At 67.8% G+C, this 12546-nt stretch carries 16 protein-coding genes; 10 read left to right on the top strand and 6 right to left on the bottom strand.

Annotated elements, in window-relative coordinates; genetic code table 11:
• Positions 1-2: 2 nt before the first annotated feature.
• The 4 genes from BM113_RS11680 to thpR form a co-directional block, all read right to left on the bottom strand.
• Positions 3-668 (bottom strand): translation initiation factor IF-6, encoded by a 666-nt coding sequence (locus BM113_RS11680; protein ID WP_089788189.1) that lies wholly within the window; start codon positions 666-668, stop codon positions 3-5.
• A 2-nt stretch (positions 669-670) separates the two neighbouring features.
• A complete protein-coding gene (locus BM113_RS11675; protein ID WP_007141388.1) occupies positions 671-949 on the bottom strand; it encodes a 50S ribosomal protein L31e in 279 nt (92 codons plus the stop codon).
• Between the two features lie 2 nt (positions 950-951).
• Positions 952-1104, bottom strand: a complete 153-nt coding sequence (locus BM113_RS11670; RefSeq protein WP_007141389.1) for a 50S ribosomal protein L39e — start codon at positions 1102-1104, stop codon at positions 952-954.
• 152 nt (positions 1105-1256) lie between these two features.
• Positions 1257-1814 carry an RNA 2',3'-cyclic phosphodiesterase gene (gene thpR, locus BM113_RS11665; RefSeq protein ID WP_089788187.1) on the bottom strand — a complete coding sequence of 186 codons (558 nt, stop codon included), beginning with the start codon at positions 1812-1814 and terminating at the stop codon, positions 1257-1259.
• A 127-nt stretch (positions 1815-1941) separates the two neighbouring features.
• On the opposite strand from thpR, the gene BM113_RS11660 reads away from it, so the two are divergent.
• The 10 genes from BM113_RS11660 to BM113_RS11615 all read left to right on the top strand — a co-directional run bounded on the left by BM113_RS11660 (position 1942) and on the right by BM113_RS11615 (position 10006).
• Positions 1942-3642 carry a hydroxysqualene dehydroxylase gene (locus BM113_RS11660; protein ID WP_089788185.1) on the top strand — a complete coding sequence of 567 codons (1701 nt, stop codon included), beginning with the start codon at positions 1942-1944 and terminating at the stop codon, positions 3640-3642.
• Positions 3643-3708: 66 nt separating this feature from the next.
• Entirely contained in the window at positions 3709-4626 is a 918-nt protein-coding gene (locus tag BM113_RS11655; RefSeq protein ID WP_089788183.1) for a tetratricopeptide repeat protein, read from the top strand.
• Positions 4627-4628: 2 nt separating this feature from the next.
• Complete coding sequence (locus BM113_RS11650) at positions 4629-4922, top strand: DUF424 domain-containing protein (RefSeq protein ID WP_089788181.1); 294 nt, start codon at positions 4629-4631, stop codon at positions 4920-4922.
• Positions 4923-4987: 65 nt separating this feature from the next.
• The gene (locus BM113_RS11645; RefSeq protein ID WP_089788179.1) at positions 4988-5890 is read left to right on the top strand and encodes a DUF8054 domain-containing protein; all 903 of its coding nucleotides are present in this window, start codon (positions 4988-4990) and stop codon (positions 5888-5890) included.
• 162 nt (positions 5891-6052) lie between these two features.
• On the top strand, positions 6053-7297 hold the full coding sequence (locus BM113_RS11640) for an aminotransferase class V-fold PLP-dependent enzyme (RefSeq protein WP_089788178.1): 1245 nt from the start codon (positions 6053-6055) through the stop codon (positions 7295-7297).
• Between the two features lie 79 nt (positions 7298-7376).
• Positions 7377-7811, top strand: a complete 435-nt coding sequence (locus BM113_RS11635; RefSeq protein WP_089788176.1) for a hypothetical protein — start codon at positions 7377-7379, stop codon at positions 7809-7811.
• A 73-nt stretch (positions 7812-7884) separates the two neighbouring features.
• Positions 7885-8526: an HD domain-containing protein gene (locus BM113_RS11630; RefSeq protein WP_089788174.1), complete on the top strand. Its 642-nt coding sequence runs from the start codon at positions 7885-7887 to the stop codon at positions 8524-8526.
• Positions 8527-8615: 89 nt separating this feature from the next.
• Positions 8616-8864, top strand: a complete 249-nt coding sequence (locus BM113_RS11625; protein WP_089788172.1) for a DUF8015 family protein — start codon at positions 8616-8618, stop codon at positions 8862-8864.
• A 191-nt stretch (positions 8865-9055) separates the two neighbouring features.
• Positions 9056-9490, top strand: coding sequence for a Fe-S cluster assembly sulfur transfer protein SufU (gene sufU / locus BM113_RS11620; RefSeq protein WP_089788171.1), 435 nt, complete (start codon positions 9056-9058; stop codon positions 9488-9490).
• Between the two features lie 114 nt (positions 9491-9604).
• On the top strand, positions 9605-10006 hold the full coding sequence (locus BM113_RS11615) for a hypothetical protein (RefSeq protein ID WP_089788169.1): 402 nt from the start codon (positions 9605-9607) through the stop codon (positions 10004-10006).
• Positions 10007-10034: 28 nt separating this feature from the next.
• Here the strand turns inward: BM113_RS11615 and radA are convergent, their stop codons facing one another.
• Positions 10035-11066, bottom strand: coding sequence for a DNA repair and recombination protein RadA (gene radA, locus BM113_RS11610; protein WP_089788167.1), 1032 nt, complete (start codon positions 11064-11066; stop codon positions 10035-10037).
• A gap of 166 nt (positions 11067-11232) precedes the next feature.
• On the bottom strand, positions 11233-12516 hold the full coding sequence (locus tag BM113_RS11605) for an outer membrane protein assembly factor BamB family protein (RefSeq protein WP_089788165.1): 1284 nt from the start codon (positions 12514-12516) through the stop codon (positions 11233-11235).
• Positions 12517-12546: the final 30 nt, after the last annotated feature.

Below are 12546 nucleotides of genomic sequence, written 5' to 3'. Positions count from 1 at the left end.
AACTACTCGAGGTAGCCCAGCGCGTCCTCGATCCGGCCCAGTTCCGGTCCGGTCGTGTCTTCGCCGACGACGTAGCCGGCGTCGTTGGCGACCAGTCCGGAGCCGACGAGCGGCGCGCCGTAGTTGACGGTGCCGACGTCGGCCCGGACGTCGAGGGCGTCCTCTAGAACGTCCAGTTCCTCGTCGGTCGCCTTCGGGTGACAGAGCACCCCGGCGTTGGTCGCGACCGCGGCGGTTCCGACGGTGCGGACGCCCGCCAGGTCGCCACGTTCGACCGGCACGTCCAGCGTCTCCTTGACGATCCGAATCGCCTCGCGGGGCAGGTCCGGGTGGACGTAGGCCCCGTAGTCGTTCGCGAGGACGACGTTGCCGGCGGCGTTGATGCTGCCGGGCAGTTCGGCGACGGGGAGGTCGACAGCCTCTTCGAGCTGTTCGCGCTCGTAGTCGAGGATCCGCGAACTGACGAGGAGGCCGTTCTCGTTACCCGTCGCTAGGGCGCCGACCGTCGAGGAGCCGCCGACGGTCGTCCGGACGGCCGACACCTCGAGTTCGTCGGTCAGGTCGGCGACGACGTCGTCGTCGACGTCGCGGCGAACGAGCACGCACGAGTCGGTCGCGCGGGCGAAGACGCCGACGTAGGCCGACCCGGCGAAGGCGAGGCGTTGCAAGTTTAGTCGGCGACCTCGGCCTCGACGACGGCCTCACCTTCTTCGTCGAAGCGGGCCGCGCGGACACGGAGCTTTCGCGGCGGGTTGGATCGGCCGTTCGACCAGACTGCCTCGTTGATCGAGGGGTCCAGGCGGATGGCGTCCTCGTCGACCGCGAAGTGCTTCGCGAGGTGTTCGCGGACGAGTCGCATCGCGAGGTCCGCGGCCTCGTGGTTGGCCCCTTTCTTGACGTCTCGCAGCGGAACGGTTACGACGCGTTCCTCGAAATCACTTGCACTCATCGTTATTCGTCGGTGTCGCTACGTCGCCAGTTGCGTCGCTTCGGGTTCCGCTGGACCTCCATGTCGGTCTTCATCATGACCCAGGCCGGAACGCGGCTGTTCTGGTTCTCGAGTTTGGCAAGACGCTTTTTCTTGCCCTTCGATTTCTTACCCATAGTAGCCGGACGTAGCCCGTGCTGGCTTAAAATCTTGTCCATCTCTCGAGGGTGGCCCTGCCGGAGTCGTAACGCGTCTCGAGGGGCGGTTCAGGGCTCGAGAGTCTCTATTTTCGTTTCCGTTTCCGGGCTCGACACCCGGTCGGCCCTCATCAACCGAGCGGGAACCGCTCGACCGTCGAGTACACTGGCCCCTCGTCTGTGAGCGTGCTCTCGGTCAGTCGCACGTCCTCGACCGTCATCTCGCCGACGGTCGGATCGCGCTCCCGGACGAGTTCCTGGACCAGTTCCTTCCCGCCGGCGTGTTCCATTCGGGCGAGGGTGACGTGGGGGGTAAAGTCGTGATCCTCCTCGTCGAACCCCATCGCGGTCGTCCGCTCCTCGAGCGCCTCGTGCAGCGCCGTCAGTTCGTCGCCGCCGGTCTCAGTCCCGAGCCAGAGGACGCTGATGTACTCGAGGGTCGGGAAGACCCCCAGGCCGCCGAACCGCGCGGTGAAGGTGTCGACGTCCGCGTCCTCGACGGCGGCCGCGAGTTCCCGCTCGAGGTCGGGCAGGCGATCCGCCTCGACGTCGCCGAGGAACTTCAGGGTGACGTGAGCCTGTTCGGGATCGGTGAAGTTCAGGCCGCTCGCGTCGTCGAACTCCGCCTGGAGGTCGGCGACGGGGTCGGCGAGTTCGTCGGGGAGGTCGACGCTGACGAACAGTCGCATGGTCGGAGGTTCGCGGGCGGATCACTCAACGGTGACGGTCGCCGCTGGCCGAGGGCCGCCGTCGAACGTCGGCTGCTAACTATCGTTAGGGGAGTCCATTATATCCGACGAAGCCGTGCCTACGCTAATGATAGAGTCCGACGTTGCCGTCGTCGGCGGCGGAATCGGCGGCCTCACTGCGGCCCACGAACTCGCCGAGCGCGGGTTCGACGTGACCGTCCTCGAGGCGAACGATCGGTTCGGCGGCAAGGCCAGGTCGATGCCGATCGCCGACACGAGCGGCGGAACGGAGCCGACCGCCGAATCGATCGACGCACCGCCGCTGCACGGAGAACACGGCTTTCGCTTCTTCCCGGCGTTCTACCGGCACGTGACCAACACGATGGAACGGATCCCGGACGGCGAGAGCGGGGGGACCGTCGCCGACAACCTCGTCGAAACCAGCGCGACCCTGATCGCGAACGTCGACGGCCCGCCCCAGGTCGCCGAAACCAGCACACCCGACACCCTCCGGGGGTGGCTCGAGGCGCTGCGGCCGGCGTTCGCGGAGGACCTGCCCCGGGAGGACGTCCGCTTCCTCCTCGAGCGGCTGCTGTACCTGCTGACCGCCTGCGACGACCGCCGGGAGGACGAACTCGACGACGTCTCCTGGTGGGAGTTCATCGACGCCGAGAACCGCTCTCAGGAGTTCCGCGACCGGCTGGCCTACGCCACGCAGGCGCTGGTGGCGCTGCGCCCGCAGGTCGGCAGCGCACGGACGATCGGGACGATCTACCTCCAACTACTGTTCGGCCAGCTCGATCCCACGCAACCGACCGAACAGGTCCTGAACGCGCCGACGAGCGTCGCCTGGATCGACCCCTGGGTGCGCTACCTCGAGGGGCTGGGCGTCGACCTCCGGGCGAACGCGGCGGTTCGCGCCCTCGAGTTCGACGGTCGCCGGATCACCGGAGCGACGCTGGCAGACGGCGAGCGGGTCGTCGCCGACGAGTTCGTCCTCGCGGTGCCGGTCGAGGTGGCCCCCGAGTTCGTCACGCCCGAACTCGCGCGGGCGGCCCCCGAACTGGGTCGCATCGAGCGGCTCGACACCGCCTGGATGAACGGGATCCAGTTCTACCTCTCGGAGGACGTCGAGTTGACGCGGGGCCACCAGGTCTACGCGGACTCGCCGTGGGCGCTGACGTCGATCTCCCAGCGGCAGTTCTGGCGCGACCACGAGTACGACGTCGGGGAGCGTGGCCCCGACGAGGTAGCGGGGGTCCTCTCGGCGATCGCCTCCGACTGGGACACGCCCGGGATCGTCTACGGGAAACCGGCGCGGCAGTGCACCCGCGAGGAGATCGCGACGGAGGTCTGGGCGCAGTTGAAGGCCCACCTGAACGTCACCGGGACGACGCTGTCGGACGACCTGCTCGTCGACTGGTTCCTCGATCCGTCGATCGTCGAGGTCGACGACCCGGGCGACGGCGACCGCGTCGAGAACCGCTCGCCGCTGCTGATCAACACCGCCGGCTCCCTGCGGAACCGCCCGCCGGCCGACGTCGGCGTCCTGAACCTCACGCTCGCCGCGGACTACGTCCGGACGAACTCCGATCTCGCCTCCATGGAGTCGGCCAACGAGGCCGGCCGCCGGGCGGCCAACGCCGTCCTCGAACGCCACGCACGACCGTCGTACGTTCCGGCCGAGATCTGGGAGTTGAGGGAGCCGGCGGCGTTCGAGCCGTTCAAGCGCCAGGACCGGGTCCGCTACCGCCTGGGGCTGCCCCACCCCGCGGAGGTCACCCAGTCGGTCCGGTCGCTCACCAGGCGGCTCGGCGGCCGGGCGTGAGCCCGCCCCGCCGGCGGCGCTTCGCGGGTCGCAGACCTTAACAGTCCGCGTCGCCAAATTTCTCCGATGACCGACCCAGCGGACGACCGCGATCACAGCTTCTCCGAAGGGGAGGGGTTCGACGATCCGTACGACGAGTTCGACCTCGACCCGCCCGAACTCGGCGTCGACCCGTCGAAGGTCGACCCCGTCGACTCCCGGGTGGTGACGGACACGCTCGACGAGCACACCATCGACCACGAGGACGTCGACGCGAACGAACTCATCGACGTCGGCCTGAACTACATGCAGATCAACCGCTACGAGCAGGCCACCGAGGCCTTCGAGCGGGCTGCCTCCTTCGCCGACGACGACCGCGTCGAACAGGAGGCGTGGGTCAACAAGGGCGTCGCCCACGCCGAACTCGAGGAGTACGACGAGGCGATCGGGGCCCACCGCGAGGCCCTGCGCATCGACGACTCGAGCGAACACGCCGCGACCGCGGAGACGAACCTCGCGTACGCGCTCTGGGAGTTCGGCGAGACAGCCCAGGCCCTGGAACACGCCGAGCGAGCCGTCGAGATCGACGAGCGGTTCGCCGAGGGCTGGTTCAACCGCGCGTTCTTCCTCTCGGAGCGTGGCCTGGCCGAGGAGGCCTTACACTGCATCGACAACGCGATCCGGCTCGGCCTGCGCAACGCGAAGGTCCTCGAGGAGAAAGCCGAGATCCTCGAGGAACTCGGCGAGTACGACGAGGCCGAGGAGATCGCCGAGGAGGCAAACGAGATGCTCGAACAGGCCGAACAGCGGATCATGGAGGATCGCATGGACGGCCGTGGGCAGGCTGGCGGCGCTGGCGCAGGCGGTGCCGGCGGCGCTGGAGGCCCCGGCGGACAGGCCCCGTTCGGCGAAGCCGGCGAGGAACCGCTCGATGACCTCGCGGACCCCGGCCGGCGAACCGGCGAGAAGCGCACCGAGCGCGACCGCGAGTTCGAACTCGAGTAGCGATGATCCTCAAGGAACGGGAGACCCAGGAGGGGCTGCTCGTCGCCGTCTGTGACACCGAGGTACTCGGCGAGACCTTCGAGTCCGAGTCCGTCTCGCTGACCGTCACCGAGGAGTTCTACGGGGGCGACGAGGTCGACGAGGACGCCGTCGTCGACAGCCTCGCGCGGGCCGACGTGGCAAACATCGTCGGCACCCGCTCGGTCGAACTCGCCGTCGAGGAGGGGTTCGTCGACGAGGCGAACGTCCTCGAGGTGGGGGCGACGCTGCACGCGCAGCTATTGCGGCTGTACTGACGCCCGCGAGCGTCGAACACGTCACGGGCCGTACCTTTTTGCCGCCCGCTCTGGTCTCCCCGGGTATGGAGTCCGAACGGTCGAACCGGGACCGGTCGAACGAATCGAGTCCGCTCGAGCGACTGCGCCAGCCCGAGTACACGGGCGAAAACCGGTGTGTCCCCTGCACGGCGGTCAACGTCGCGATCGCCACGGTTCTCGCGCTCGGGGTCGCGGCCATCTCGCTTCCAGCAGCGCCCGCAGTCCTCGCGGTCTCGCTCGCCGCGATCTACTTCCGGGGTTACCTGGTTCCCGGGACGCCGACCCTGACGAAGCGGTACTTCCCCGACTGGCTGCTCGCGAAGTTCGACAAGGCGCCGGCCTCCGGCCCCGAACCCGGCGGGACGGCGCTCGAGGCCGACGACGGGGCCGAGGACGCGGCCGCGCCGGACGACGTCGACGGTCCCGACCCTGTCGATCCCGAACGGCAGTTCCGCGAGCACGGGATCGTCGTCCCCTGCGAGGAACTCGACGGCGACGGGCCCGAGGACGACCTCTGTCTCACGGACGACGTCGAGACGGACTGGCACGCCCACCTCGAGGCACTGCGGGACGGCGACCGCGAACGACAGGTCGCGCGCTTCCTCGAAGTCGAACCCGACTCCCTCGCCCTCGAGGAGTCGGACGAGCATGCGATCGCCCGCGTCGACGGCCGTATGGTCGCCCGGTGGGAGTCGGGGGCCGCCGCGCTCGCGGACCTGGCCGGAGCCCGGGTGCTCGAGGATCGACTGCCGGACTGGGATCGATTCGCGCTCGAGAACCGGAGCCAACTGGCGAGCGGGCTCCGGGCGTTCGTCGACCGGTGTCCGGACTGTGAGGGGTCGATCTCGCTCGACGAGGAAACGGTCGAGTCCTGCTGTCGATCCCACCAGGTGTACGCGATCACTTGCGAGGACTGTGGGGCGCGGATTCTCGAGGTGTCGGCCTGATCGCCCACGACCGAGGAAGAAACCGAAACCGAAACAGAAACCGAAATCGGTTTCGACCACTGTTGCGTTCGGGGCCGGCTTACACCGTCAGCCGTCCGCGATAGCGACGGGATCCGGCGGAACCGAAGGAGTGTTTTGTGTGCGGTACTTGCTAGTCACGTAATGAGTTCCCAGGACCTCGAGTCGCTCGACGTCGAGGGGATCCGCCAGCAGTTCCCCATCCTACAGCGGGAGTTCGACGGCCAGCAGGTCGTCTACCTCGACAACGCCGCGACGACCCAGACGCCCGATCCGGTCGTCGACGCGATGAGCGACTACTACCGTCAGTACAACGCGAACGTCCACCGGGGGATCCACCACCTGAGCCAGGAGGCCTCGATCGCCTACGAGGAGGCCCACGACCGCGTTGCCGAGTTCATCAACGCGGACGGCCGCGAGGAGGTCATCTTCACCAAGAACACGACCGAGAGCGAGAACCTGCTCGCCTACTCCTGGGGCCTGAACGAACTCGAGCCCGGCGACGAGATCGTCCTCACGGAGATGGAACACCACGCCTCGCTTGTGACCTGGCAACAGATCGGCAAGCGCACCGGCGCGGACGTGAAGTACATCCGGATCGACGACTCGGGCCGGCTCGACATGGACCATGCCCGCGACCTGATCACCGACGACACCGAGATCGTCTCGGCGGTCCACGTCTCGAACACGCTCGGCACCGTCAACCCGGTGGGCGAACTCACCGATCTGGCCCACGAACACGGCGCGCTCTCTTTCATCGACGGTGCACAGGCCGTCCCCAACCGGCCGGTCGACGTGGAAGAGATCGGTGCCGACTTCTACGCCTTCTCGGGGCACAAGATGGCCGGCCCCACGGGGATCGGCGTTCTCTACGGCAAACAGGAGCTGCTCGAGGACATGGAGCCGTACCTCTACGGCGGCGGCATGATCCGCAAGGTCACCTTCGAGGAGTCGACCTGGGGTGAACTCCCCTGGAAGTTCGAACCCGGGACGCCCCCGATCGCGGAAGCGGTCGGCCTCCACGCGGCGGTCGACTGGCTCGAGGACATCGGGATGGACCGTATCCGGGCCCACGAGCAGGAACTCGCTGCCTACGCCTACGACCGCCTCGACGCCGAGGGCGACGTCGAGATCTACGGCCCCGAGGCCGGTTCGGATCGTGGCGGCCTCGTCAGCTTCAACCTCGAGGGCGTGCACGCCCACGACCTGACCTCGATCCTGAACGATCACACGGTCGCGGTCCGGGCGGGGGACCACTGCACCCAGCCGCTGCACGACAAGCTCGGCGTTCCGGCATCGACGCGAGCCTCGTTCTACGTCTACAACACGCGCGAGGAGGTCGACAAGCTGGTCGCGGCGCTGGACGACGCACGGCAGCTGTTCGCGTAGGCCCGCGGAGCGGGCGACGCTCGTCGAACGGCCCATACCTACACTAATTTTTATTACAGTGTTTCTGGCATAGTCGGGTATGTCTCTCGACCGGGAGCGGGACCCCGAACGGGTCGTTCGCCGATGGAACCGTGCGTTCACGGCCCTCGCAGCGGAACCGCGTCGGCAGCTCGTCGACGCGCTCATGGACGTCTCCGACGAGGAGTCGGTCCCGTTGCCGGAAGCTGCGGTAAATCCTCGGCTTTCGGTCGACCACGACTACCTGCAGGTCCAACTCCGGCATACGCACCTCCCGATGCTCGAGAGCGAGGACTACGTCCGGTGGGAGGGGAGACCGTTCCGGGCGTCCCGAGGGTCGCGGTTCGAGGAGATCGCGGTCGTCTTCGACTCGCTGTACGCGAACGCAGGCGCGATCCCCGAGCAACTGGTCGACGGCTACCGAAGGCTCGAGCGCCAGCGTGACGACGAGCCCGACACCGGCGACCGCGGGGACTCGGCGTCGGTGAACGACTGAACCGACGACGGGACGGATCGGAACGAAACGGAACGGTTCATTTATTCCTCGTTCGGCGAAACACGCCGTCGCCATGCTCGAGCAGGTCAGACGCCGTGCCCGCCCGTACTTCGAAGACGCTCCTCCCGCACACGACTGGACCCACGTGCGCCGCGTGGAGACCCTCGCGGAGACGCTCGTCGAACGGCGTTCTTCCGCCGACGTCGACGACCGCGTCCTGAAACTCGCCGTCCTCCTCCACGACGTCGGCCGGTCGAAGGAGGATCGCGGCGAGATCGACGACCACGGGGCCTGGGGGGCGAACGAGGCCGAACGGATCCTCGAGGACCTGGGAGCCGACCCCGACGTCGTCGACCGCGTTCGGCACTGCGTCGCCGCACACCGGTACTCGACCGATCCAGAACCCGGGACGCTCGAGGCGAAACTGCTGTCCGACGCCGACAACCTCGATGCGCTCGGGGCGGTCGGGATCGCCCGCGTGTTCTCCTACGGCGGCGAGATGGGATCCCCGATCCACGGGCCGGACGCCGTTCCGGACGCCACGTCGGGGACCGATTCGGACGGCGAGAGCCAGTACGGTCACATCCACGAGAAGATCCTCGACCTGCCCGACCGGATGTACACCGACGTCGGCCGCGAACTCGCCGACGAGCGCGCGTCGTTCGTCCGGGAGTACGTCGACCGGTTCGACGCGGAGGTCCGGGGCGACCGATGACCGCCGGTCGACCGTGTAAAACAACAACAAACTTGCGGTAGGTTTTTGCCGCTTCTGTTCGTACGAACGCGACGCCGAGGTGAGAACGTATGCACGAGAAACGTATCGGCCGTCCCCAACGGGACCCGTTCGACGCCCTGGTCGATGTTCTCGCCGCGGCCGACCGGTACGATCTGTTGCTCGGAATCGTGCCGGTCGCTTTCGCGGTTGCACTGGTCGTCGCCGGCGTGGCGAGCCTCTCGATGGCGCAGGCGCTGCTGGTCGCTGCGACCGTCGGCGTGCTCGTCATCGTCGACGCCTGCTACCTCAACCCCCCGACCGACCAGGGGTCGACGTAGCGGCATCGGCCACCAACCGTTCGACACACGCCGAGATACAACCGGTTCCCGATTTCGTCTCGAGCAACAGCACTCGTTGCGGTTTTTCGTACGCTCCCGATCGAAGAGAGGGTGACGTAACCGATTTCGGTATCTGCACGCCGCCGGCCCCGGAACCCTTTTACAACTCACCGATCTATTCGCAGATACCAATGGGACTGGGCTCGGACATGTACCGACAGCAGATCCTCGACCACTACAAGAACCCCCGTAACTACGGGGAACTCGAGGATCCCACCTTCACCCACGTCGGCGAGAACCCGATGTGCGGCGACGAGATTCGGATCGACGTAAAACTCGAGGAAGACGGCGAAAGCGACGACGAGGAGACCATCAAGCAGGTCGCCTTCTCCGGCGACGGCTGTGCGATCAGCCAGGCCTCGGCGAGCATGCTCTCGAAGGAACTCCAGGGCAAGACCGTCGAGGAACTGCTCGAGATGGACCGTGACGACGTCATCGACATGCTCGGGGTCGACATCTCACCGATGCGGGTCAAGTGTGCCGTCCTGGCGGAAAAGGTCGCCCAGGACGGCGCGGAGATCCACCGGGGCGAACTCGACGTCGACAAGACGACGACCGAGGACTAGCCGACGTCGGCTCCCGGGTCCGCCGTTCGCTGTTCTTCCGTTCCGTTTCGGTGCTCCCCGCTCGACGGCCGTCGCCGGGCACACGCTTACCCCCGTGGCGGCGCACGTCCGTGCATGGTCGAGACCGCCATCGGCTTCGTGCTGGGGGCGATCATCGGCGCAATCGCCACCGCCACCGGCTCCTACCTGCTCTACTGGAAACGCGAGCGGGACGCCACCCGTCGACTTCGCCGCGCGTTCGCCGAGGAGCTACGGGCCTACGACCACCTCGACGAGTTGATCGCGGACGGAGGGTACGAGCGGGTCACGACTCGAGTCGACCCGCCGGTAATCTACGAGTCCGCGGCCGACGACCTCGGACTGCTCGCGGAGGAGGAAATCGGCCGGCTCGTGGCTTTCTATAGCGCGCTCTACTGGCTCGACGGGCTCGAGGATCCGGAGGACAAGAAAGAGCGGATCGAAAGCGTCGCCGAGAAACGACGGGCGGCGCTCGAGGGGCTCGCGCTCGAACGGTAAGGGCCGTGAACCTCCGCCTCGAGGCGCGTTACTCCGGCTTCAGTCCCTCGTCCTGGACGCGCATGACCGCCTCGCCGTCGGCGAGGTTCGGTGCGTCGACCAGGCGGACGATCCGCTTGTCACCCTTGGACTTGCGCAGGTAGATGCGGAACGTCGACTTGTGGCCGAGGATGTTCCCCCCGATCGGCTGCGTCGGGTCGCCGAAGAACGAGTCGGGGTTCGAGGCGACCTGGTTCGTGACGATCACGGCCGCGTTGTAGAGGTTGCCGACCTTGTCGAGGTCGTGGAGGTGCTTGTTGAGCTTCTGCTGGCGGTCCGCGAGTTCGCCACGGCCGACGTACTCGGCGCGGAAGTGGGCCGTCAGGGAGTCGACACAGAGCAGGCGGATGGGGTACTCCGAGTCCTCGTGTTCGCTCGCGAGTTCCTGGGCCTTCTCGGCCAGCAGCATCTGGTGGTTGGAGTTGAACGCCTTCGCGACGTGGATCTTCTCGAGGATGGCGTCGACGAGTTCGTCGAGCGCTTCCTCGTCGTCGGCCGACCCCTCGATGTCGCGGTCCTCGAGGGTGGCCTCGATGACGTCGTCCGGAAGACCCCGAACCATGTCGTCGATCCGCTCGGGACGGAACGTGTCCTCGCTGTCGATGAACATCGCGCTGCCGTGGAGGCCGCCGACCTCCTTGGGAAGCTGGACGTTGACGGCCATCTGGTGGGTCACCTGGGACTTGCCGGACCCGAACTCGCCGTACACTTCGGTGATCGACTGGGTCTCGATCCCACCGCCGAGGAGTTCGTCGACCTCGTCGATATGCCAGGAGAGTTTGCCGATCTTGTTTCGCCGCTCGAGTACGGTCGAACCGGTCTCGAAGCCGCCGACGTCGGCGGCGTCGCGGGCGGCGTTGACGATGTCCGCGGCGGTGGACTCGCCGACGTCGGCCGTGTTCGACAGTTCGGAGGGCGAGGCGACGGCGAGACTCTGGAAGGAGTCGAAGCCTGCGTCCTGGAGTTTGTCTGCTGTTGCCGGTCCGACGCCGGGGAGTTCCTCGAGATCTGCTTCGGGCATACTCCGTCGTTGTGCCGGACCCCCCATAAACCCTCGTTAACAGGGAAGTGAAAGTGAAAGTGCCGGAGGGCGCGCTGATCGTCCTGAGGCGGTCAACGGGTTTAGGGAGGAAGAGGCGCGGATCGGCGGTCGTCGAGACCGGGCTCGGGTCCAGGGCTGACTACGGTCACCGGTCGTCGTCGCTCCAGGTCAGGCAGTGAAAGCGGCCGTCCTCGGTGCCGACGAACAGCTGTCGGTCGCCGACCGCGGGGGTCGCCGTCACGGCGGTCCCGGTGTCGAAGTGCCAGAGGTGGGTGCAGTCGTCGGCCGTGTCGAGTCCGTACAGCGAGCCGGTCTCGTCGCCGACACAGACGACGTCGCCGACGACGACCGGGCTCCCGCGGACTGGCCCGTCCAACTCGACGCCCTTCTTCGAGAAGAGCCAGCCACGCAGTTTGCGCCGGCCGAACGACGTGTCGGTGACGTGGAGGTAGCCGTCGGTCGCGCCGACGAACGTCGTATCCACGTCGGGCAGCACCGTCGCCGAACCGGTGAAGGCGGCATCGATGTCGTAGGAGAACCACGCCCGGCCGGAGTCGGCGTCCAGCGCGAGCAGCGTGCCGTCGTCGCCGGCGACGTAGACCAGCCCGTCGGCGACCGTCGGCCCGCCGGTCGCGACCCCGTCGGTCGGGGCGGTCCACTCTTCGTCGCCGGTCGCGGCCTCGAGCGCGTGGACGGTCCCGTCTTCGTCGGCGACGAACACGCGGGACGCCGCCGAACCGCGGTCGAAGTCGGTGTCGAACCCGGTCTCGAGGTCGACGTCGGGTTCGGTGCCCGAACTCGGGTCCGCGGTCGGGTCCGCGGTCGGGTCCGGGAGCGAGTTCGCGTTTTCGGGCTCGCCGAACCGGTTTTGGCCGTCGTCCCCGTCGCCTACCGCCGGGCGGCCGACGACCGGCGCGTCGGTTTCGTGAGTCCAGCGGATCTCACCCGGCTCGGCGGTCCCGTCTTCGGGCTCCTCGAGCACGCTACCGGCGCCGCTCTCGAGCGCGAGCGCGATCGCGGACGCACCCGCCGTGTGGCCGACGTACAGCCGCCCGTCGGCGACGGTGAGCGAACTCGAGTCCGCGCCGGGCAGCGCCGCGGCCCAGGCTTCGTCGCCGGTCGCGGCCTCGAGCGCGTGGACGGTCCCGTCCGCGGTGGCGACGTAGACCCGGTTGCGCGCCACGACCGGCGTCGCGGCCGGACCGCCGGACGTCTCGAAGACCCACCGGCGACGACCGCTCTCGCGCTCGAGCGCGTACCAGTTCCCGCGCTCGGTGCCGACGAAGACGGCCTCGCGGTCGAGAACCGGCGAGCCGACGGCCCCGGCGAGGTCGGCGGTCCAGGCGGACTCGACCCGGAGCGGTCCCTCGAGGTCGCGACGGACGCCCGCATTGTGCGCGTCGCCCTTGTGCTGGTCCCAGGTCGTCACTGCGCGGGGCTACTCGTCGGATCGGTATAA

Source organism: Natronobacterium haloterrestre, assembly GCF_900112205.1.
Lineage (GTDB): Archaea > Halobacteriota > Halobacteria > Halobacteriales > Natrialbaceae > Natronobacterium > Natronobacterium haloterrestre.
This window is presented reverse-complemented; position numbering and strand designations above follow the sequence as displayed.